The organism is Streptomyces sp. NPDC058373 (genome assembly GCF_042723275.1).
GTDB lineage: Bacteria > Actinomycetota > Actinomycetes > Streptomycetales > Streptomycetaceae > Streptomyces.
Window position 1 is genome coordinate 37985 of the sequence record NZ_JBHXJE010000011.1, and the last position, 22810, is coordinate 60794.

The window sequence follows — 22810 nt, forward strand, 5'->3', positions numbered from 1 at the left end:
CCCGCGGGTTCGTCACTTCAGGTGATCCTCTGGCCCAAGGTTGCGGGCGGCAACCTACGGTTGTCAGGCTGTCGCTGTCTGTCAAGCCGATGGGAGTGGCCAGTGACGTTCGGTGAACGGCCCGCGTATCTGCGCGTGGCGGACGATCTCCGCAAGAAGATCGTCGACGGTGCCCTTCTGCCGAACACCCGCCTCCCCTCGCAGGCCCGTATCCGGCAGGAGTACGGCGTCTCCGACACGGTCGCGCTGGAGGCGCGCAAGGTCCTGATGGCCGAGGGTCTGGTCGAGGGCCGCTCCGGCTCGGGGACGTACGTGCGCGAGCGCCCCGAGCCGCGCCGCATTGCCCGCACCGGGTACCGCGACCCCGGCGGCTCCACGCCGTTCCGGCAGGAGCAGGCGCTGAACGGGGTGCGCGGGACCTGGGAGTCGCGCAGCGAGCAGGAGACGGCCTCGGCCCAGGTGGCCGAGCGGCTCGGTATCGAGCCCGGCGACCGCGTGATGCGCACCCGGTACGTCTTCCGGGAGGCGGGCGAGGCGATGATGCTCTCCACCTCCTGGGAGCCGCTGGCGCTCACCGGCCGCACCCCCGTGATGCTGCCCGAGGAGGGCCCGCTCGGCGGCTCCGGCGTGGTCGAGCGGATGGCCGCCATCGACATCGTCGTGGACAACGTCGCGGAGGAGGTCGGCTGCCGCCCCGGCCTCGCCGAGGAACTCCTCGCCCTCGGAGGTGTCCCGGGCCACGCCGTCCTCACCATCCAGCGCACCTACTACGCCTCGGGCCGCCCGGTGGAGACGGCCGACGTGGTGATCCCGGCCGACCGCTACCGGGTGGCCTACCACCTTCCGGTCAAGTGAGCGCCGGTCCGCGGACGTCCGCGAGGGGGCGTACGAACGCCGGGGGCGTACGCCGGGACTGAGCGCACCTCGCCCCCCGCGTAGTCAACCTGCTCTCCAACCCGGCTGGTTGAATTCAACACCGTGCCCGGGGGGGGCGCGTCAAACCGCCCCCGCCCCCTCCGGCTTGGCTGGTTGCTCACCTCTTTGTGCTATTCCGTATCCGCTGAGTGAAGGTCGGGCGTAGGCTCCGGCATATGCGGAGTGCGGTTTCCCCGACGAACGGAGCGAGAAGTGAGCCGGGTGCAGGAAGCGAGACGTGCGATGGGTGAGGGCGGCACCGCGCTCCCCTGGCACGTCATACGGCAGGAGGCCAACGGCAACCGGTACCGCGTGGCCGCCTGTGCCACGCGCGCCGAGGCGCAGAAGGTCGTCGAGTCGCTCGACTCGCGCGGCGACGAGCAGCACTACTGGGTCGAGCGGCAACCCGTCTGACCTTCAGAGGGCGCCAGGCGCCGCGTAGGCTCCGGCGCATGACGGAACAGATCGTGGTGGTCGCCGCGGCACTGCGGGCCGCGCGCACCGACGGCCGGGGCGGACCCGTGACCGAGCGCCTCCTCGCGGCCCGCCGCAGCGCCCCGCCGGAACTGGCGGGCCGCTGGGAGCTGCCGGGCGGCAAGACCGAGCCCGGTGAGCGGCCCGAGGAGGCCCTCGTACGGGAGCTCCGCGAGGAACTCGGCGTACGCGCCGAGCCGGTGGAGCGCATCCCCGGCGCCTGGGAGCTGAAGCCCGGGTACGTCCTCCAGGTGTGGACCGCCCGCCTCGTGGAGGGCGAGCCCGAGCCGCTGGAGGATCACGACGAACTGCGCTGGCTCTCCGCCGAGGAGATCTGGGACGTCGACTGGCTGCCCCAGGACCGCCCCGCGGTGATGGAGACCGCCCGGCGCATGGAGAGCCCGGCCCTGGACTGAGCCGCCGAGGGGGCGCCGTCGGCTGGGACGAACGGGCGATACGGGACCGGAATATCGGGTATAGCGCTATTAACGGGGAGCAAGCGGGCAATAGTCACGGCAGTCGCCCGGTGCTCCTCCTCCGGGGAATGCCGGCGCGTGTCCGTCGTCCCTTCGTCCCGCAGTCGTCCCCCGCCCACGCCCGGCGGCACCCCGCGGCTCTCCCCGCGACGATCCCCGCCCCGCGCAGGTACCGGAGACCGCTGCCGGTGTTTGGAAGTGATCGGTGTGATCGACACCCGTGGCGACTGTGCCGCGTGGACCTTCCCCGCCGACCCGGGGGTCGTGCGCACCGCACGGACCGTGGTCCGGCGGCAACTGGCCGCCTGGGGGCTCGGCGCCCTGGAGGACGTGACCGCCCTGCTGGTCAGCGAACTGGTGACCAACTCCTTGCGGTACGCGCACGGCCCCATCGGGGTGCGCCTCACCCACCCCGAGGACCCCGGTTCGCCCCTGCTGGTGGAGGTCTCCGACCCCGTCCCCGAGGCGCCGTGCGAGCGCCGGGCCGGTCCGGACGAGGAGACCGGGCGCGGCCTCCAGCTCGTCGCCTGCACCTCCTGCCGGTGGGGCACCCGGCGGGGGCGGCGGGGCAAGACCGTCTGGTTCGAACTGGCACTCCCCGGGTGACGACGCCCGCCCGGAAACGGGCGGCCCGCTCCACTCATCGCTCCCGTTCGCGCAGATCCGGGCACATCCGGTCCGTACGCTCGGTGACCGGTCGTGTCCGGTCGCCGACGTGCGATCTCGTGAAGTCTCGTTGGTTCTCGGTGGGCCGCGCGAGGTTAGGAGGGCGTTCCCCATGGTTAGGAGTGTCAGTGCGTCGGCCTCGAAGGCGCCCGGCAGGTCGGCCCCGACCTGAAAGCGTCGAGACCGTGCTGTGATCGTGAACGAGATGTGATGCCGCGCCGTAGTGCTGGATACTGCGGAGAGCTGCCCCGGTACCGGGTCCGGGGGCGGTGAGCTGGAGGGGACGGTTCGCGTGAGCGAGATACCAGCGAAGGCCACGGCTCACCAGGAGTCGGCGGGCCGGATCGTGTGGCAGAGCAGCCCACCCGGGTCGATCTACGACTACATCAAGGTCGCCTCCTTCTCGATCGGCCCCGACGGGCTGGTCGACCAGTGGAGCGACCGCGCCGAGCGGCTCTTCGGCATCCGCGCGCAGGACGTGCTCGGCCGCGACCCCATCGACGCCTTCATCCCGGGCCACCTGCGCGAACGCGGCCACCGCAAGATGTCCGAGATCCTCGACGGCAAGGAGTGGACCGGGGTCCTCCCCGTCCGCCTGCCCGCGCCCCGCACCGGCGACGCCGCACTCGCCACCGCCCGCACCGCACGGACCGCGCCCGACGATCCGCCGGACGCCGCCGTACGCGACGGGCTGGCCGAGATCTATGTCATGCCCACCCGCACCGAGGCCGGGGACCGGGCCGCCGTCTGCATCGTCGTCGACGTCCGCACCCTGCGGAGCATCGAGTCGGGACTGGCCGCCTCGGAGGCCATTTTCGGCCAATCTCCCATCGGCTTCCTCCTCTTCGACACCGATCTGCGCATCCAGCGGGCCAACCAGCGGTTCGCCTCCGTCTTCGGCGGCCAGGCCGAGGCCCACCGGGGCCGCACCACCCACGACTACCTGGCGCCGCGCGAGGCCGACCGGCTCGGCGCCGCCCTGCGCCGCGTCCTGGACACCGGCGACCCGGTCAACGACCTCCAGCTCACCGGGCCCGCCGCCGACAGCGAACCGGGCGACCGGCGCCACTGGTCGATCAACCTCTACCGCGTCCACGACGGCGCCGGGCGCCCCCTCGGCGTCGCCGCCATCGGCACCGACGTCACCCGCCGCGACGCCGCCGCCCGCGAGGCCGCCCACGCCCGGCGCAACCTCGCCCTGCTCAACGACGCCGCCTCCCGCATCGGCACCAGCCTCGACCTGGACACCACCGCCCGGGAACTCCTCGACGTCACCGTCCCCGCCTTCTGCGACCTCGCCTCCGTCGACCTCTACCAGGCGCTCCTCGAAGGCGACGAGGCACCGCAGAGCCTCTGGGGCCAGTCCACCGCCGACGGCGGCCGCGTCGGCGCCGACCTGCGCCGCGTCGCCTTCTCCAGCGCCGTCGCCGACACCCCCTTCAGCCCCGGCATCGGAGACGAGGCGGGCCGCCCCGGCACCGCGCCCGTCCCCGTCAACTCCGTGCACCACTACGCCCCCGGCTCGCCCTGCGCCGTCGCGCTGCGTACCGCCCGGCCCCAGAACGTCGAAGGCTCCACCGGCCTCGTCCACTCCACCCTCGCCGTGCCGCTGGTCGCCCGCGACACCGTGGTCGGGCTGGCAAAGTTCTCCCGTACGAAGGGCAGCGAGCCCTTCAGCGAGCGCGACCGGGCGCTGGCCACCGAACTCGCCGCGCGCACCGCCGTCTGCATCGACAACGCCCGCCTCTACCGGCGCGAGCACGAACGCGCCCTCATCCTCCAGCGCAGCCTGCTGCCGCCCGGCGCCCCCGAGGCCTCCGGACTCGACATCGCCTGCCGCTACCTCCCGGGCAACGCCGCCACCGAGGTCGGCGGCGACTGGTTCGACGTCATCGAACTCCCCGGCCACCGCACCGCCCTGGTCATCGGCGACGTGATGGGCCGCGGGCTGCGCGCCGCCGTCGCCATGGGTGAACTGCGCACCGCCGTACGCACCCTCGCCCTGCTCGACCTCGAACCGGCCGAGGTCCTCTCCCACCTCGACGAGATCGCCCGCGGCCTCGGCGCCCCCGCGCACGGCCCCGGCTCCCAGCAGCCCACCCGCGCCGCCCTCCAGAACCGCGACGCCGACCTCTCCGAGGTCTACCTCGCCACCTGCGTCTACGCGGTCTACGACGCCGTCACCCGGCGCGTCACCTTCGCCAACGCCGGGCACCTGCCGCCCGTCCTCGTCGAACCGGGCGAGCCCGGCGAGCCGGCCCTCCTCCTCGACGTGCCGCCGGGCCTGCCGCTCGGCGTCGGCGGCGAGCCCTTCGAGGAGGTCGAGGTGGAGATTCCCGAAGGAGCCCTGCTCGCCCTCTACACCGACGGCCTGGTCGAGTCCCGCGACCAGAGTCTGGACGACGGGCTCAACGCCTTCCGGACCGCGCTCACCGGGCCGGCCAGGGCCCTGGAGGACGCCTGCGACCACGTCCTGTCCACCCTCGACACCCACCACGGCGAGGACGACATCGCCCTGCTCATGGCGCGCGTCCAGGGGCTGCCCGCGGAGAACGTCGGCGACTGGACGCTGCCCCGCGAACCCAAGTCGGTCGGCCGGGCCCGCGAGCACGCCCGCACCCAGCTGGAGAGCTGGGGGCTGGACGCCCTGGTCGACACCGTCGAACTCCTCGTCAGCGAACTGGTCACCAACGCCCTGCGGTACGGCGAGGGGGAGATCCGGCTCCGCCTGCTCCTCGACCGCACCCTGGTCTGCGAGGTCTGGGACGCCGGACTGGTCCAGCCGCGCCGCCGCCGGGCCCGGGACACCGACGAGGGCGGGCGCGGGCTCCAGCTCGTCGGGCTGCTCAGCGCCTCCTGGGGATCGCGGCGTACCCCGCGGGGCAAGACCGTCTGGTTCGAGCTGGCGCTGCCCGACGGGGGCGAGGCGCCCGATCCGACCGAGGCGCTGCTCAGCCTCTTCTGAGGTCAGCCCTTCCGGAGGGCGTCGAAGGCGGGGGCCTCCGCCTTGAGTGCGGCGTCGGCCCTCGTGCTGTGTTCGCGGACCGCTGCCGGGTCGTCGCCGGCCGCCCACTGGCGGCGGGCCTCGGCCAGTTCCGTGCGGGCCGTCGTCAGGGCGGTCTCGGCGGCGGCCAGGGCTTCCGGGGGTGCCCCGGGGGAGGCGGCCGCCACTTGGGCCGCTCCGACGCGGACCGCGTCCTCCGCCTGGGCGAGGGCTTCCGCCGGGGAGAGCACCGGGGTGCGGGTGTCGCCGCCCGCGCCCCATATCTCGGTTCCGGCCGGGGTGGTGCGGGTGCTGACCCGCCTCCTGCGTCTGCGGTACGTGTACACGGCTGCGGTCAGTGCGGCTGCCAGCACCAGGATCGGCAGGATCAGGTCCGCCCGCACCTCGCCACCCCTTCGCCGTGCTTGCCCCTCCTTCGGAGAGTAAGGCGACGGGGTCGCCGTGGCGAGCGGGGCCGAGCGAAACTCCGCTCAATGTGGGGGTCCCCCTGGACAGCCCCACCCCCCTCCCGACTTCCCCTCCCCGCGACCGGGCCCCCCGTCCCCCTCCGGCGTCCCTGGCCGCGCCGCTCCCCATTGGCCTCAAACGCCGGCCGGGCTGTTCTTGGGTGCGGCCCGTCTCGACCGTGCCGGTCCAAGATGGCCTCAAGCGCCGGCCGGGGTGTCTCTGGGCGCGGCCCGGCTTTTCCGCGCCGGTCACGGATGGCCTCAAGCGCCGGCCGGGCTTGGGGTGGGTGCGGTTTGTTTTGACCGTGGCGGTCACTGATTGGCCTCAAGCGCCGGCCGGGCTGGGATTTTTTCGGTCGGCGTTGGCTTTGAGTGACGGCCCTGCCAGGGGTTCGCGGTCCCTCCGGTGCGTGGGTGGGGTGGGGCCGCGCCGGGGTACCTCCTCACAAACTGACAGCTCAAGGGTCAGTCGCATCAAGGCGGCCGAGGTTGTCAGTTTGCTGCGGGGGCACCCCGGCACGACCCCACCCCACGGTCTCGTACGCGGCCACCCGCCGGTGGTGGGTGAGACCGTCCCCCATTGCTCGGTCCGCCACCGTGGCGGTGATGAGTGGGAGGACCACCGCACCGCTCTACGACAGTGACCACAGACGGCCGCGCCTGTTGGACGAGAGATTGCTCGGTGACGGCCCTACCCACCACCGGCGGTTGGCCGCCGACGAGACGGGAGGGCGGGGACGGGCCGGGGTGCCCCCGCAGCAGACTGACGTGAGGAGCCAGAACTCACTACTGGCTCCAGCCTCGTCAGTCTGTGAGGAGGTACACCGGTGCGGCCCCGCCCGCACCACCCCACGGACAAACCGCGAACCCCCGAGCCCGGCCGGCGTTTGAGGCCATCAGTGACCGGCACGGTCAAGACGCGGCGCAACCAAACCCCCAGCCCGGCCGGCGGTTGAGGCCAATCAGTGACCGGCACGGTCGAGACGGGCCGCACCCAAAACCCAGCCCGGCCGGCGCTTGAGGCCATCTTGGACCGGCACGGTCGAGACGGGCCGCACCCAAAACCCAGCCCGGCCGGCGCTTGAGGCCATCTGTGACCGGCACGGTCGAGACGGGCAGGACGGCCAAAGACAGCCCGGCCGGCGCTTGAGGCCGTCTGTGACCGGCACGGTCGAGTGGCGCTCAGCCAAGCCCCAGCCCGGCCGGCGCTTGAGGCCGTCCGGGACCGGCAAGGGAACGCCGGGCCGCAACAAATGACAGCCCGGCCGGCGCTGGAGGCCAGCAGGGGAGCCGGCCCACGGCCAGGCGAAGGAAGAGCCCAGCCGGCACATGAGGCGGGTCCGCATGGGTGGACCCCAGCCCACCGCACGGCGTGTCGCCACCCCAAACCCCCGCTGGAAGCGTTCCGTGGCGATAGATGTGATCAGCTCACATATACCGCCAAACGTGATCAAATCCCGGTGACCCCCGGAGGTACGCCCATGTTCCCCGACGGCGCAAGACGGCGTTCGGTCGCGCTCCTGACGACCGGAGTCCTCGCACTCCCGGCTGTCGCGGCATGCGGCGCCTCCGATGAAGGAAACGTTCCGGCAGCCAGCCAGGACATCGAACCCGCCAGCCGCGACCTGGTCGCCAACGGCTCCACCCTGACCTGGGCGGTAGACGCCGTCCCGGGCACCCTGAACGCGTACCAGGCGGACGCGGACGGCGCGACGTCCCAGGTGGCCGGCGCCGTCCTCCCGGCGCTGTTCACCCTGGACGACCGGGGCCGCCCCCAGGCCAACCCGGACTACCTGGAGTCCGCCGAGGTGGTCGAGCGCGAGCCGCGCCAGGTCGTCGTCTACCGGCTCAACCAGAAGGCGGTGTGGAGCGACGGCCGCGAGGTCGGCGCCCCCGACTTCGCCGCCCAGTGGCGCGCCCTGCGCGGCAAGGACCCGGCGTACTGGACCGCCAGGAACGCCGGGTACGACCGGATCGCCAAGGTCGAGCGCGGCAAGGACGACCTGGAGGTGCAGGTCACCTTCGACAAGCCGTACGCGGAGTGGCGCAGCCTCTTCACCCCGCTGTACCCGAAGGACGTCATGGGCACCCCCGACGCCTTCAACGACAGCGCGCGCGCCACCCTGAAGAACACGGCCGGCCCGTTCAGCCTGAAGAAGGTCGACCGCAAGGCGGGCGACATCACGCTGGCCCGCAACCCCCGCTGGTGGGGCGACCAGCCCAAACTCGACCAGCTGGTCTTCCGCAAGGTCGCCCCCAAGGACCGGACGAAGGCGCTCACCGAGGGCCGCGTCGACCTGGCGGCGCTCACCCCCGGCGAGGCGGAGCGGATCTCGCTGGCCCGCCGGGACAAGGGCGCCAAGGGCCCGCTGGCGCACGGCCCGGGCGCCGGGCGCACCCCGGCCGACGCCCTGATGTCCTGGGCGGTCGCCCACGGCACCGAGCAGGAGGCGGCCCAGTCGGAGCAGCTGGCCCGGGAGCAGACCCGCTCGGCGATCACCACGTACACCGCCGAGCAGAAGTCCCTCGCCGCCTACGAGGTCCGCAAGGCGCTGGAGCCCGCTTACACCCAGCTGGCGCTGAACGGCGCCGACGGCCCGCTGGCGGACGAGCGGGTACGCCGGGCGGTGGCCCGCGCCCTGGACCGCGACGAGCTGGCCGAGACCGTGCTGAAGCCGCTGGAGCTGCCCGCCCAGCCGGTCGGCAGCCACCTGGCGCTGGCCGGGCAGGACGCGTACGAGGACGCCAGCGGCGCGCTCGGCACGCAGGACACGGCCGAGGCGCGCGCGCTGCTCGCCGAGGCGGGGTGGAAGCCGGGGGAGGGCGCGTCCCGCCCCCAGAACGCCGGTGCCTCCGGCGAGCCCGCCGAAGGCGGCGGCGAGGAGGCCGGGGCCGCCGAGAACTCGGGGAACGAGGACCGGCCGGGCGACGACGGCGGTGAGTACATCGTCGGCGAGGACGACGGCAAGCCCGGCGAGCGCGGCGGCCCCATGCTGCCCCGGGCGGTGGCCGCGGGCCAGGGCGCGGCCCTGCTGCGCCAGGCCGATGTGGTCCAGGAGGACGGGGACGGCAAGGCCGAGCAGGGGGCGCGCGCCCAGCAGGGCGGCCCGCCCGGCGCGTACGCCCCCAAGGGCACGGCAGCGCCGAATCAGTCGCAGAGCCCGGGTGCCGAGGGGGCCGCGGGCCCGCTGGCCAAGGACGGGCAGCCGCTGACGCTGCGGTTCGTGGTGCCCTCGGGGGCCGGGACCGAGCAGCTCAAAGCGGTCGCCGACAAGATCGCGGACCAGCTGGAGAAGATCGGGGTGACCACGGCGATGAAGAAGGTGCCGAGCTCCGGCTACTTCACCGACCACGTCGCCTCCGGCTCGTACGACCTGGCGCTGTACTCCTGGCCGGGCACGGCCTACCCGGCGACCGACGGCCGCCCCATCCACGCCAAGCCGGTCCCGGCGGCCGACGGCTCGCTCAACGTCGCGCAGAACTACACCCGGGTCGGTACCGACCGCATCGACCAGCTCTTCGACCAGGCCGTCGGTGAGCTGGACGACGGCGCCCGGAGGAAGCTGATCAAGGAGGCGGACGCCCGGATCTGGGCGGTCGCCGGGGCGATCCCGCTCTTCCAGCGCCCGGAGCTGGTCGCCGCACGGCCGCGGGTGGCCAACGCCGGGGCCTTCGGCTTCGCCACCCCGCGCTACCAGGACATCGGCTTCCTGAAGAAGGGCGTCCAGCCCGGCGCCCAGGACCGCGAGTCCGGCTCCTGACTCCCGCCCGGCCCCTCACCGGGGCTGACCAGCGGCTCCGGATCCGGTTGGCACCTCAGAACTGGCTCAACTCCCTTGCCCGCCGGCCCACCCGGCGGGCAAGGTCATGTCGATCCATTGACCACTCGATCCATCGACCACGTCGACGTTGTACGGGTTCCCCCCACCCCGCCCGCCGGTCCGGATTCCCCAAGATCCGGGCCGGCGGCGTCGCGCCCCCGAGGCGCGGGAACAGCGCCACCGCAGGACCGCGCGGACGTTTCACGCACGCACGTCACACGTCACACGGGGGTACGCCATGTCCGACGCACACCACTCCGCCGACCCGCCCGGCTCAGCCGGGCACCCGCGCCGCCTGCGCCGGGTGCTCCTCGCGGCCGTCGCCGCCTGCCTCGCGGTGGGCGCCGTCTCCTTCGCGGTCGGCAGGGGGTCCGGAACGGCCCCGGCCGCGGGGGCGAAGGCCGCGCCCGAGCGGTCCGCCGCACCCTGCCGGGGCGGTACGTACACCTGGTTCGGGGTGCGCGAGGAGCCGCTGCTCACCGGGGTGGCCCGGGCGGCCCGGCCGTCGGAGCAGGGCCCGGAGAAGAACCCGCTGGTGGTCGTCGCCCGGCTTGCTCTCCTGCGAGGGCGACGATCCGGCCAACACCGGGCGCAAGCCGGAGGCACCGGGGAAGTCCCCGGCCGAGAAGGACTGACGCCGCCCCGAGGTGCCCGCCGGCGGCACTCCCCCCCCGACCTGGTCGCGGTGGTGGCGTCGACCCCCGGACGCCCTGTGTTCGGCCGGGGTTGCCCTCGCCCCGTACCATGGGACAAAGCCGTGGCGGGTCCGCCCGGCGGGCGTACGAAGGACGAGACGCCTGATTCCCCGATCCGAGAGAAGCGCTAGCCAGCATGCCCACGCGTCACGACATCCGTAACGTCGCCATCGTCGCCCACGTCGACCACGGCAAGACCACCCTGGTCGACGCCATGCTCAAGCAGGCGGGCGCCTTCGCCGCCCACCAGCTGGATTCGGTCGACGACCGGGTCATGGACTCCAACGACCTGGAGCGTGAGAAGGGCATCACGATCCTCGCCAAGAACACGGCGGTGAAGTACCACCCCAAGGACGGCGGGGACCCGATCACGATCAACATCATCGACACCCCCGGCCACGCCGACTTCGGTGGCGAGGTCGAGCGCGGTCTGTCGATGGTCGACGCCGTCGTGCTCCTGGTGGACGCCTCCGAGGGCCCGCTCCCGCAGACGCGCTTCGTGCTCCGCAAGGCGCTCGCGGCCCGGATGCCGGTCATCCTCTGCATCAACAAGACGGACCGCCCCGACTCCCGCATCGACGAGGTCGTCAACGAGACGTACGACCTCTTCCTCGATCTGGACGCCGACGAGGACCAGATCGAGTTCCCGATCGTCTACGCCTGCGCCCGCGACGGCGTCGCCTCGCTGACCAAGCCGGAGGACGGCACCGTCCCGGCCGACAGCGACAGCCTGGAGCCGTTCTTCACCACCCTGCTGGAGACGGTCCCGGCCCCGCAGTACGACGAGTCCGCCCCGCTCCAGGCGCACGTCACCAACCTCGACGCCGACAACTTCCTCGGCCGCATCGCGCTGCTGCGCGTCGAGGAGGGCGAGCTGAAGAAGGGCCAGACCGTCGCCTGGATCAAGCGGGACGGCACCATCACCAGTGTGCGCATCTCCGAGCTGATGATGACCGAGGCGCTCACCCGCAAGCCGGCCGAGAAGGCGGGCCCCGGTGACATCTGCGCCGTCGCCGGTATCCCGGACATCATGATCGGCGAGACGCTGGCCGACCCGGAGAACCCCGTCGCGCTGCCGCTCATCACGGTGGACGAGCCGGCCATCTCGATGACCGTCGGCACCAACAACTCGCCGCTGGTCGGCCGGGGCGGCACCGGCAAGGGCGCCGACAACAAGGCGGCCGTCAAGGACCGCAAGCTCACCGCCCGCCAGGTCAAGGACCGCCTGGAGCGCGAGCTGGTCGGCAACGTCTCGCTCCGCGTCCTGGACACCGAGCGCCCCGACGCCTGGGAGGTGCAGGGCCGCGGTGAGCTGGCGCTGGCCATCCTGGTCGAGCAGATGCGCCGCGAGGGGTACGAGCTGACCATCGGCAAGCCGCAGGTGGTCACCAAGGACGTGGACGGCAAGGTCCACGAGCCGATCGAGCGCATCACCATCGACGTGCCCGAGGAGCACATGGGCGCCGTCACGCAGCTCATGGGCATCCGCAAGGGCCGCATGGACAACATGTCGAACCACGGCTCCGGCTGGGTCCGCATGGAGTTCATCGTCCCCTCCCGCGGCCTCATCGGCTTCCGCACGGAGTTCCTCACCAACACCCGCGGCACCGGTATCGCCCACTCCATCCACGAGGGCCACGAGCCGTGGTTCGGCGAGCTGAAGACCCGTAACAACGGCTCGCTCGTCGCCGACCGCTCCGGCACGGTCACCGCCTTCGCGATGACCAACCTCCAGGAGCGCGGTGTGCTCTTCGTGGAGCCCGGCGTCGAGGTGTACGAGGGCATGATCGTCGGCGAGAACTCCCGCGCCGACGACATGGACGTCAACATCACCAAGGAGAAGAAGCTCACCAACATGCGCTCCTCCACCGCCGACGTCTCCGAGTCGCTGGTGCCGCCGCGCAAGCTCTCCCTGGAGCAGTCGCTGGAGTTCTGCCGCGACGACGAGTGCGTCGAGGTGACCCCGGAGTCGGTCCGCATCCGCAAGGTGAACCTGGACGCGCGCACCCGCGCCCGCGCCGCCTCCAAGGCCAAGCACGGCTGAACCCCGTAGCCGGCCCGGTGCCCGGCCCCGGACCCCCGCAGGGGCGGTTCGGGGCCGGGCACCGGCCTTTTGCGGCCGCGGAGTTGGCCGAAGCGGGTGCGCGAGAGGCGCTCGCGCTGAAAGATGCTCACAGCCCCTGCGGACGGCGGTTCCTGGCGCGGGCGCGCGGGGGGACGGAACGGTCCGGAGTGGGCCGGCGGCGGACCGTACACGATCTTCGTGGCGACGGTCGCGCGGCGGGAGGCGGGCAACCGGTTTTCGACGCCGAAGTGTCCGGTATCCGGACGGCCACGCCCGATAGATGTGTAACGAGTCCGTTTCGCAACCATCTATCTCGGATCGGTTTGTCCGGATTTTGGAAGATGTGAGTGTCAGGTGTGATCGAACCGAGACCAAAAGGGTGTGGTCGGGCCGAACACCATGGCTAATAGTTGAGCGCGTAGAGCTCGGGTCAATGGGTCATGCGCTGTGGGGAGCGCCGACTCACGAGCACACTGGGGCACTCGATCTTCGCCGTCAGGGGTGTCGGCGGATCGTCCCGTGCCCTCTCTCGCAGTGAACAAGTGGACTCATGAGGAGGAACCCATGCGTGGTGCCAAGAGCGCCAAGTGGGTCGCGGGTGCGATAGTCGTCGCCCTGGCCGCGACCGCCTGCGGTGGTAACGACGACGGTGGCGACAAGCCGAAGGCCGCGGGCAAGCCCGCCGGTTACGTCTCGATCGACGTGGGCGAGCCGCAGAAGTCGATCATCCCGGCCGACACCAACGAGACCAACGGCTCGTACATCGTCCAGTCGCTCTTCACCCAGCTCCTGGACTTCGACGCCGACGGCAACATCGTCTACACCAACGCCGAGTCGATCGAGACCAAGGACTCGAAGACCTGGACGGTGAAGCTGAAGAAGGGCTGGAAGTTCCACGACGGCACCCCCGTCACCTCCCAGTCCTACATCGATGCGTGGAACTGGTCCGCGAACATCGACAACAAGATGCAGAACTCGTTCTGGTTCGAGGACATCGAGGGCTACGAGGACGTCCACCCCGACGGTGAGGGCGCCAAGGCCAAGTCCAAGGAGATGTCCGGCCTGAAGGCCGTCGACGACACCACCTTCACCATCGAGCTCTCCAAGCCGGTCCCGTACTTCGAGTACAAGCTCGGCTACGCCACCTGGGCCCCGCTGCCCAAGGTCTTCTTCGACGACCCGAAGGCGTTCGGCCAGAAGCCCGTCGGCAACGGCCCGTACTCGTTCGAGAAGTGGACGCACAAGAAGCTCTTCCAGGTCAAGGCCAACGAGGACTACACCGGTCCCAACAAGGCCAAGAACAAGGGCGTCCAGTTCAAGAACTACGCCACGGTCGAGGCCGCCTACCAGGACGTCCTCTCCGGCAACCTGGACATGATCCGCCAGGTCGGCCCGAAGGACCTGCCGAAGTACAAGTCCGACCTCGGTGACGGCGCCATCGAGCAGGAGTACGCGGCCGTCCAGTCGATCCACCCCGCCTTCTACACGAAGCAGTGGAAGGACATCGACCCGAAGGTCCTCCAGGGCCTGTCGATGGCGATCGACCGCGAGACGATCACCAAGACCGTCCTCAACGGCACCCGCAAGCCCGCGAAGAGCTTCACCCCGCCGCAGGTCAAGGGCAACCAGGACCTCGACACCGAGGTGTTCGACTACAACCCGGACGAGGCGAAGAAGCTCATCAAGGAAGGCGGTGGTGTGCCGGACAACAAGATCTTCATCCAGTACAACACCGACGGTGGGCACAAGGAGTGGGTGACCGCGGTCTGCGAGTCCATCCGCAACGCGACCGGGGTCGAGTGCCTCGGCGACGCCAAGCCGGACTTCCCGACCGACCTCGAGGCGCGCGACAACGACGAGGTCAAGTCGTTCTACCGCGGTGGCTGGGTCGCGGACTACCCGCTGAACGTCAACTTCATGCGTGAGCTCTACGGCACCACCGCCGAGGCGAACAACGGCCGATTCTCCGACAAGGAGGTCGACGGCCTGTTCAAGAAGGGCGACAACGCCAAGACGCTGGAGGAGTCCATCAAGCTCTACCAGGAGGCCGAGCAGGTCCTGGTCGAGAAGATGCCCGCCATCCCGCTCTGGACGTACCAGATCAACGGTGGCCACGGCAAGGACGTCGAGAACGTCAAGGTCGACTTCCACGGTGACTTCGAGGTCACCGAGGTCACGGTCAAGTAAGCGCGCCCACGGGCCAATTCCCCACTTCGGCCATCACCCCGGCACCGGGCCGCTGACCCGGCGCCGGGGGGGACCGGGGGCCGTTCCCGCACAGGCGGGGTCGGCCCCCGGCCCGCAGTTATCCACACGGAGGCACCCCATGGGGCGTTATGTCGCACGACGACTGCTCCAGATGATCCCGGTCTTCATCGGGTCAACCTTGCTGATCTTCCTGATGATGTTCGCGCTGCCCGGCGACCCCGTGAGAGCGCTGGCAGGGGAGCAGGCTGTCGACCAGGCGCAGATCGCCGCTCTCAAGGCCGAACTCGGCCTCGACCGGCCGATCCTGGTGCAGTACGTCTCCTACATCGGGAACGTCTTCCAGGGCGACTTCGGCACGCAGATCGCGAGCGGACAGCCCATCTCCGAGGTCATCCTCGACGCGTACCCGGTCACGATCCAGCTGGCGCTCTTCGCGTTCACCTTCATCGTGATCGCCGGCATCCTGCTCGGCCTCGTCGCCGGCCTGAAGCCCAACTCGATCCGCGACCGCGGCCTGCTCGGTCTCACCCTGCTGCTCATCGCCGTCCCGTCCTTCGTGACCGGCTACACGGCGCAGTTCGTCTTCTCCTTCAAGCTCGGCTGGGTCCCCCCCAACGTCGGCCTCGAACCCGCCTGGGACGAGATGCTGATGCCGGCCATGGTGCTGGCCTCGCTCTCCCTCGCCTATGTGGCCCGCCTCACCCGGACCTCCGTCGCCGAGAACCTCCGGGCCGACTTCATGCGGACCGCCGTCGCCAAGGGCCTGCCGAAGCGCAGGATCATCGGGGTGCACCTGATGCGCAATTCGCTGATCCCCGTGGTCACCTTCCTCGGCACCGACATCGGCTCCCTGATGGGCGGCGCGATCGTCACCGAGGGAATCTTCAACATCAAGGGCGTCGGCTACCTCATCTACGAAGCCCTGGGCCGGCGCGAGGGCGCGACCGTCGTCGGTGTCGTCACCGTCATCGTGATCGTCTACCTCATGGCCAGCCTGATCGTCGACCTGCTTTACGCGGTCCTGGACCCGAGGATCCGGTATGCCTGACAAGACCGCAGAACTGGCCAAGAAGCCCGCGGAGAAGGCCGTGATGCCTTCCTCCACCGAGGTCCCGCTGACGCTGGACGCGGGTCCCGCGCCCGGCAAGCCGCGTTCGCTCTGGTCGGACGCCTGGCACGACCTTCGGCGCAGCCCGCTCTTCATCGTCTCAGCGCTGCTGATCCTCTTCCTGGTCGTCATGGCGATCTGGCCGAGCCTGTTCACCGACGCCTCGCCGCGCGACGCCGACCTGAAGAACCACTTCCTCCAGCACCCGAACTGGGGCAACTTCTTCGCCGCCGACTGGTTCGGCTACGACGGCCAGGGCCGCTCGATCTACGCCCGGGTGGTCTACGGGGCCCGCGCCTCGATCTCGGTCGGCATCGTCGTCACCCTCGCGGTGACCATCGTCGGCACCATCGTCGGCATGATCGCCGGGTTCTTCGGCGGCTGGGTCGACAGCCTGCTCTCCCGTATCACCGACGTCTTCTTCGGTGTGCCGTTCATCGTCGGCGCCATGGTCATCCTGACCACCTTCGAGGAGCGCGCCGTCTGGGTGGTCATCCTGGCCCTGGCCTTCCTCGGCTGGACGCAGATCGCCCGTGTCGCCCGCGGCGCGGTGATCACCATCAAGCAGTCCGACTACGTGGTGGCCGCCCGTGCCTTGGGCGCCTCCACCAACCGGATCATGTTCAAGCACATCCTGCCCAACGCCATGGCCCCGATCATCGTGGTCGCCACCATCGCGCTCGGTGGCTACATCGGTGCAGAGGCCACCCTCTCGTACCTCGGTATCGGCCTCGCCGAGCCGACGGTCTCGTGGGGTATCGACGTCTCCGCCGGCAAGGACCAGCTGCGCAACGCGCCGTACGTCCTGATGATCCCGTCCGTCATGGTCGCGATCACGGTGCTGTCGTTCCTCATGTTCGGCGATGCGGTCCGCAACGCCCTCGATCCCAAGATGCGCTGAGGGAGGCGTACGTGACCACCACCGCCAAGACCGCGACGGTCCCCGGACCGCGCGCGGCCGCCGACTACGACGGCCACCTGCTCGAAGTCCGCGACCTGCACGTGGAGTTCCACACCCGCGACGGCGTCGCCAAGGCCGTCAACGGCGTCAACTACACCGTCGACGCCGGCGAGACCCTCGCCGTCCTCGGCGAGTCCGGCTCCGGCAAGTCCGTGACCGCCCAGGCCATCATGGGCATCCTCGACATGCCGCCCGGCCGCATCCCGCAGGGCGAGGTGCTCTTCCGCGGCCAGGACATGCTCACCATGGGCAAGGAGGAGCGGCGGAAGATCCGCGGCCAGAAGATCGCCATGATCTTCCAGGACGCGCTCTCCTCGCTCAACCCGGTCCTCTCGGTCGGCTACCAGCTCGGCGAGATGTTCCGCGTCCACCAGGGCCTCTCCAAGAAGGAGGCCAAGGCCCGGGCCGTCGAGCTGATGGAGCGGGTGAAGATCCCCGCCGCCAAGGAGCGGGTCAACGACTACCCGCACCAGTTCTCCGGCGGTATGCGCCAGCGCATCATGATCGCCATGGCGCTCGCCCTGGAGCCCGACCTGATCATCGCCGACGAGCCCACCACGGCGCTCGACGTGACGGTGCAGGCCCAGGTCATGGACCTGCTCGCGGAGCTCCAGAGCGAGTACAACATGGGGCTCATCCTCATCACCCACGACCTCGGAGTCGTCGCCGACGTCGCCGACAAGATCGCGGTGATGTACGCGGGCCGGATCGTCGAGACCGCACCGGTGCACGAGCTCTACGCCCGCCCGGCGCACCCCTACACCCGGGGCCTGCTCGACTCCATCCCGCGCCTGGACCAGAAGGGCCAGGAGCTGTACGCGATCAAGGGCCTGCCGCCCAACCTGACGCGTATCCCGTCCGGCTGCGCCTTCAACCCGCGCTGCCCGATGGCGCAGGACATCTGCCGGACCGAGGTGCCGCCGCTGGCCCCCGTCACCGAGCAGGACGGCACGGACCTGCCCGGCCGCGGCAGCGCCTGCCACTTCTGGAAGGAGACGATCCATGGCTGACATGGCCAAGAAGACCGAGCCGGCCGTCGCCACCCCGAACGTCTCCGACGTCGACGTGGTCGCCGACCCCACCAAGGACGAGGCCATCGAGGCCATCACCGCCCCGGTGGAGCGCGGCGAGCCCATCCTGCAGGTGCGGAACCTGGTCAAGCACTTCCCGCTGACCCAGGGCATCCTCTTCAAGAAGCAGATCGGCGCGGTCAAGGCCGTCGACGGGATCTCCTTCGACCTGTACCAGGGCGAGACGCTCGGCATCGTCGGTGAGTCGGGGTGCGGCAAGTCCACCGTCGCCAAGCTGCTGATGACCCTGGAGTCCGCCACCTCCGGCGAGGTCTTCTACAAGGGCACCGACATCACCAAGCTGTCGGGCCGGGCGCTGAAGGCGGTCCGCCGGAACATCCAGATGGTGTTCCAGGACCCGTACACCTCGCTCAACCCGCGGATGACCGTCGGCGACATCATCGGCGAGCCCTTCGAGATCCACCCCGAGGTGGCGCCCAAGGGCGACCGCCGCACGCGGGTGCAGGAACTCCTCGACGTGGTCGGGCTCAACCCCGAGTACATCAACCGGTACCCGCACCAGTTCTCCGGCGGCCAGCGCCAGCGCATCGGCATCGCCCGCGGCCTCGCGCTCAACCCGGAGATCATCGTCTGCGACGAGCCGGTCTCCGCGCTCGACGTGTCGGTGCAGGCGCAGGTCATCAACCTGATGGAGAAGCTCCAGGACGAGTTCAACCTCTCCTACCTCTTCATCGCGCACGACCTCTCCATCGTGCGGCACATCTCCGACCGGGTCGGCGTGATGTACCTGGGCAAGATGGCCGAGATCGGCTCCGACGAGCAGATCTACGACCACCCCACCCACCCGTACACGCAGGCGCTGCTCTCCGCGGTGCCGGTGCCGGACCCCGCCTCCCGCGAGGGCCGCGAGCGCATCATCCTCACCGGCGACGTGCCCTCCCCGGCCAACCCGCCGTCGGGCTGCCGCTTCCGCACCCGCTGCTGGAAGGCGGAGGAGCGGTGCGCCACCGAGGAGCCGCTGCTGGCCGTGCCGCAGCGCTTCACCGGCAAGGACACCCCGGCCGCGCACGAGTCGGCGTGCCACTTCGCCGAGGAGAAGGACGTGGTGGGCGCCGCCTGAGGCGGTGGATCAGCACCCTCGCGCAGGGGCGCCCCCGGTCGTACGCGACCGGGGGCGCCCTTTTGCGCCGTCCGGGGGAGGCCCGCCGCCCCAGCTCCCCCGGACGGTCCCGGTGCGCGTGCGGTACGGGTGGGTCCGCGATGGTATGGGGGCCGGAGTGCACCAGGCACGGGAACCCAGAGGGAGGCACCTCATGCGCGGAGCCACGCACGCCAGGTGGACGGCAGCCGCCGTCGCCGTCACGCTCGCGGCGACGGGGTGCGGCGGGGGCGGGAACGGAGGCGGCGGCGGGGACGGTGCCGGGATCGTGAGTTCCTCCTGGGGGGACCCGCAGAACCCGCTGGAGCCCGCCAACACCAACGAGGTCCAGGGCGGCAAGGTCCTCGACATGATCTTCCGGGGCCTGAAGCGGTACAACCCGAAGACCGGTGCCGCCGAGGACGCGCTCGCGGAGAAGATCGAGACCGAGGACTCGGTCAACTACACGATCACCGTCAAGGACGGCTGGACCTTCTCCAACGGCGAGAAGGTCACCGCCAAGTCCTTCGTCGACGCCTGGAACTACGGCGCCCACCTGGACAACAACCAGAAGAACGCCTACTTCTTCGGCTACATCGACGGCTACGACGAGGTCCACCCCGAGGAGGGCGACGCCACCGCGCGGACCCTCTCCGGGCTGAAGGTCACCGGCGAGCGCACCTTCACCGTCAAGCTCAACCAGAAGTTCTCCACCTGGCCCGAGACGCTCGGCTACGCCGCCTTCGCCCCGCTGCCCACCGCCTTCTTCGAGGACCACGACAGCTGGCTCGCCAAGCCGGTCGGCAACGGCCCCTACCAGGTGGACAACTACGCCAAGGGCTCCCAGATGTCGCTGCGGACCCGGGCCGACTACCCGGGCGACGACAAGGCGCAGAACGGCGGCGTCGACCTCAAGGTCTACACCGACAACAACACCGCCTACACCGACCTGACCGCGGGCAACCTCGACCTGGTCGACGACATCCCGGCCTCCCAGCTCAAGAACGCCGCGAGCGACCTCGGCGACCGGTACCTCAACACCCCCGCCGGCATCATCCAGACCCTCTCGTTCCCCTTCTACGACGAGAAGTGGGACACCCCGGACGGCGCCCAGCTCCGCAAGGGCATCTCCATGGCGATCAACCGGGAGCAGATCACCAAGACCATCTTCCAGAACACCCGCACCCCAGCCACGGACTGGACCTCACCGGTCCTCGGTGAGGACGGCGGCTACAAGGCGGGGCTCTGCGGCGAGGCCTGCGAGTACAACCCGGCCGAGGCCAAGCGCCTGGTCCGGGAGGGCGGCGGCATCCCCGGCGGGACGATCCGGCTCGGCTACAACGCCGACACCGGCAGCCACAAGGAATGGGTCGACGCGGTCTGCAACAGCATCAACAACGCGCTGGGCCAGGACCGCGCCTGCGTCGGCGACCCCACCGGCACCTTCGCCGACTTCCGTAACAAGATCGGCGAGCGGAAGATGCCCGGCCCGTTCCGCGCCGGCTGGCAGATGGACTACCCGCTGATCCAGAACTTCCTCCAGCCGCTCTACTACACCAACGCCTCCTCCAACGACGGCGAGTGGTCCAACGAGCAGTTCGACAAGCTGGTCGACGAGGCCAACGCGGAGTCCGACACCGCCAAGGCGGTGGAGAAGTTCCAGCAGGCCGAGGAGGTCCTGCGGGACGAGATGGGCGCCATCCCGCTCTGGTACCAGAACGGCAGCGCGGGCTACTCCGACCGCATCTCCGATGTCGAGCTGAACCCCTTCAGCGTCCCCGTCTACAACGAGATCAAGGTCGGCTGAGCGCGCCCGGCCGGCCCGCAGCCCCTGACGGGCGCCGGGCCGGCCGCTCCGTACCGCCCGCCCGATCCGAACCCCGGAGCCGTCCATGGGACGTTATGTGATCCGGCGCCTGCTGCAGATGATCCCCGTCTTCATCGGTGCCACGCTGCTGATCTTCCTGATGGTCAACGTGATGGGCGACCCGGTCGCCGGACTCTGCGGCGACCGGCAGTGCGACCCCGCCACCGCCCAGCGGCTGCGCACCGACCTCGGCCTCGACAAGCCCGTCTGGCAGCAGTACCTGACGTACATGGGGAACGTCTTCACCGGCGACTTCGGGACGGCGTTCAACGGCCAGAAGGTCACCGAACTGATGGGCACGGCCTTCCCCGTGACGATCCGGCTGACCCTCGTGGCGATCGTCCTGGAGATCATCATCGGGATCGTCCTCGGCGTCGTCACCGGCCTGCGCCGGGGCAAGCCGATCGACACCGGCGTCCTCGTCCTCACCCTCGTGGTGATCTCGGTGCCGACCTTCGTCACCGGCCTGCTGGTGCAGCTGCTCCTCGGCGTCCAGTGGGGCTGGATCAAACCGGCCGTCTCCTCCGAGGCCACCTTCGGTGAACTCTTCGTCCCCGGCCTCGTCCTCGCCTCCGTCTCCCTGGCGTACGTCACCCGGCTCACCCGCACCTCCATCGCCGAGAACCGGCGCGCCGACTACGTCCGCACCGCCGTCGCCAAGGGGCTGCCCCGGCGCCGCGTCATCACCCGGCACCTGCTGCGGAACTCGCTGATCCCCGTCGTCACCTTCATCGGCACCGACATCGGCGCGCTGATGGGCGGCGCCATCGTCACCGAGCGGATCTTCAACATCCACGGCGTCGGCTTCCAGCTCTACCAGGGCATCCTGCGGCAGAACACGCAGACCGTCGTCGGTTTCGTGACCGTCCTCGTCCTCGTCTTCCTCGTCGCCAACCTCATCGTCGACCTCCTCTACGCCGTACTCGACCCGAGGATTCGCTATGCCTGACCCGCAGCAGCCGGGCCTCCCGGACGACAAGTCGGCCATCTCGGCGGCCGGGGCGGGCGCCGCCACCGACATGGCGATGAGCGAGGGCATCAGCCTGGAGGGGCAGGACCCCCAGGGCGGCGGGCCGGACACCAGACCGCGCTCCCTGTGGTCCGACGCCTGGCGCGACCTGCGCCGCAACCCGGTCTTCCTGATCTCCTCGCTGATCATCCTCTTCCTGGTGGTCATCTCCATCTGGCCCTCGCTCATCGCCTCCGGCAACCCGCTCTCGTGCGACCTCGCCAAGTCGCAGGAAGGCTCCCAGCCCGGCCACCCCTTCGGCTTCAACCAGCAGGGCTGCGACGTCTACACCCGCACCGTCTACGGCGCCCGCACCTCGGTCACCGTCGGCGTCCTCGCCACCCTCGGCGTCGCCGTCCTCGGCAGCGCCCTCGGCGGCCTCGCCGGGTTCTTCGGCGGTTCCTGGGACGCGGTCCTCTCCCGGATCACCGACATGTTCTTCGCCATCCCGGTGGTCCTCGGCGGGCTCGTCCTGCTCTCCGTCGTCACCTCCACCACCATCTGGCCGGTCATCGGCTTCATGGTGCTGCTGGGCTGGCCGCAGATCTCCCGCATCGCCCGCGGCTCGGTCATCACCGCCAAGCAGAACGACTACGTCCAGGCCGCGCGGGCGCTGGGCGCCTCCCACAGCCGGATGCTGCTGCGCCACATCACCCCGAACGCCGTCGCCCCGGTGATCGTCGTGGCCACCATCGCGCTCGGTACGTACATCGCGCTGGAGGCGACGCTCTCCTTCCTCGGCGTCGGGCTGCGGCCACCGACCGTCTCCTGGGGCATCGACATCTCGGATGCCTCCGCCAACGTCCGCAACGCCCCGCACATGCTGCTCTGGCCGGCCGGGGCGCTCGCCATCACCGTGCTGGCGTTCATCATGCTCGGCGACGCCGTCCGCGACGCCCTCGACCCCAAACTGCGCTGAGGAGCTG

The 22810-nt window shown here is 70.6% G+C and carries 16 protein-coding genes; 15 read left to right on the forward strand and 1 reads right to left on the reverse strand.

Features of this window, described 5'->3' with window-relative positions; genetic code table 11:
- The first annotated feature begins 102 nt into the window (after positions 1-102).
- From ACFWMZ_RS09835 to ACFWMZ_RS09855, 5 genes are all read left to right on the forward strand, one after another.
- Positions 103-855, forward strand: coding sequence for a GntR family transcriptional regulator (locus ACFWMZ_RS09835; RefSeq protein WP_383200635.1), 753 nt, complete (start codon positions 103-105; stop codon positions 853-855).
- A gap of 303 nt (positions 856-1158) precedes the next feature.
- Positions 1159-1329: an SPOR domain-containing protein gene (locus ACFWMZ_RS09840; RefSeq protein ID WP_383178615.1), complete on the forward strand. Its 171-nt coding sequence runs from the start codon at positions 1159-1161 to the stop codon at positions 1327-1329.
- Between the two features lie 38 nt (positions 1330-1367).
- Positions 1368-1805 carry a (deoxy)nucleoside triphosphate pyrophosphohydrolase gene (locus tag ACFWMZ_RS09845; RefSeq protein ID WP_383178602.1) on the forward strand — a complete coding sequence of 146 codons (438 nt, stop codon included), beginning with the start codon at positions 1368-1370 and terminating at the stop codon, positions 1803-1805.
- A gap of 258 nt (positions 1806-2063) precedes the next feature.
- A complete protein-coding gene (locus tag ACFWMZ_RS09850; RefSeq protein ID WP_383178605.1) occupies positions 2064-2471 on the forward strand; it encodes an ATP-binding protein in 408 nt (135 codons plus the stop codon).
- Positions 2472-2823: 352 nt separating this feature from the next.
- Positions 2824-5496 (forward strand): SpoIIE family protein phosphatase, encoded by a 2673-nt coding sequence (locus ACFWMZ_RS09855; RefSeq protein ID WP_383178607.1) that lies wholly within the window; start codon positions 2824-2826, stop codon positions 5494-5496.
- A gap of 2 nt (positions 5497-5498) precedes the next feature.
- Here the strand turns inward: ACFWMZ_RS09855 and ACFWMZ_RS09860 are convergent, their stop codons facing one another.
- Complete coding sequence (locus tag ACFWMZ_RS09860) at positions 5499-5918, reverse strand: hypothetical protein (RefSeq protein ID WP_383178610.1); 420 nt, start codon at positions 5916-5918, stop codon at positions 5499-5501.
- 1544 nt (positions 5919-7462) lie between these two features.
- Between ACFWMZ_RS09860 and ACFWMZ_RS09865 the strand changes: the two genes are divergently transcribed.
- The 10 genes from ACFWMZ_RS09865 to ACFWMZ_RS09910 all read left to right on the forward strand — a co-directional run bounded on the left by ACFWMZ_RS09865 (position 7463) and on the right by ACFWMZ_RS09910 (position 22803).
- Positions 7463-9742: an ABC transporter family substrate-binding protein gene (locus tag ACFWMZ_RS09865; protein ID WP_383200638.1), complete on the forward strand. Its 2280-nt coding sequence runs from the start codon at positions 7463-7465 to the stop codon at positions 9740-9742.
- 891 nt (positions 9743-10633) lie between these two features.
- Positions 10634-12541, forward strand: a complete 1908-nt coding sequence (gene typA / locus ACFWMZ_RS09870) for a translational GTPase TypA (protein ID WP_383182921.1) — start codon at positions 10634-10636, stop codon at positions 12539-12541.
- 585 nt (positions 12542-13126) lie between these two features.
- The gene (locus ACFWMZ_RS09875) at positions 13127-14749 is read left to right on the forward strand and encodes an ABC transporter substrate-binding protein (RefSeq protein ID WP_383182919.1); all 1623 of its coding nucleotides are present in this window, start codon (positions 13127-13129) and stop codon (positions 14747-14749) included.
- A gap of 139 nt (positions 14750-14888) precedes the next feature.
- Entirely contained in the window at positions 14889-15818 is a 930-nt protein-coding gene (locus ACFWMZ_RS09880; protein WP_383182917.1) for an ABC transporter permease, read from the forward strand.
- Entirely contained in the window at positions 15811-16779 is a 969-nt protein-coding gene (locus ACFWMZ_RS09885) for an ABC transporter permease (RefSeq protein WP_383182915.1), read from the forward strand. The genes ACFWMZ_RS09880 and ACFWMZ_RS09885 overlap by 8 nt, the downstream gene beginning before the upstream one ends.
- Before the next feature lie 11 nt (positions 16780-16790).
- On the forward strand, positions 16791-17849 hold the full coding sequence (locus ACFWMZ_RS09890) for an ABC transporter ATP-binding protein (RefSeq protein WP_383182913.1): 1059 nt from the start codon (positions 16791-16793) through the stop codon (positions 17847-17849).
- The gene (locus tag ACFWMZ_RS09895; RefSeq protein ID WP_383182911.1) at positions 17842-18990 is read left to right on the forward strand and encodes an ABC transporter ATP-binding protein; all 1149 of its coding nucleotides are present in this window, start codon (positions 17842-17844) and stop codon (positions 18988-18990) included. The genes ACFWMZ_RS09890 and ACFWMZ_RS09895 overlap by 8 nt, the downstream gene beginning before the upstream one ends.
- Positions 18991-19183: 193 nt before the next feature.
- Entirely contained in the window at positions 19184-20815 is a 1632-nt protein-coding gene (locus tag ACFWMZ_RS09900; RefSeq protein WP_383182909.1) for an ABC transporter substrate-binding protein, read from the forward strand.
- Positions 20816-20900: 85 nt separating this feature from the next.
- Positions 20901-21824, forward strand: coding sequence for an ABC transporter permease (locus ACFWMZ_RS09905; protein WP_383182907.1), 924 nt, complete (start codon positions 20901-20903; stop codon positions 21822-21824).
- Positions 21817-22803: an ABC transporter permease gene (locus ACFWMZ_RS09910; RefSeq protein WP_383200641.1), complete on the forward strand. Its 987-nt coding sequence runs from the start codon at positions 21817-21819 to the stop codon at positions 22801-22803. The genes ACFWMZ_RS09905 and ACFWMZ_RS09910 overlap by 8 nt, the downstream gene beginning before the upstream one ends.
- Positions 22804-22810 lie beyond the last annotated feature (7 nt).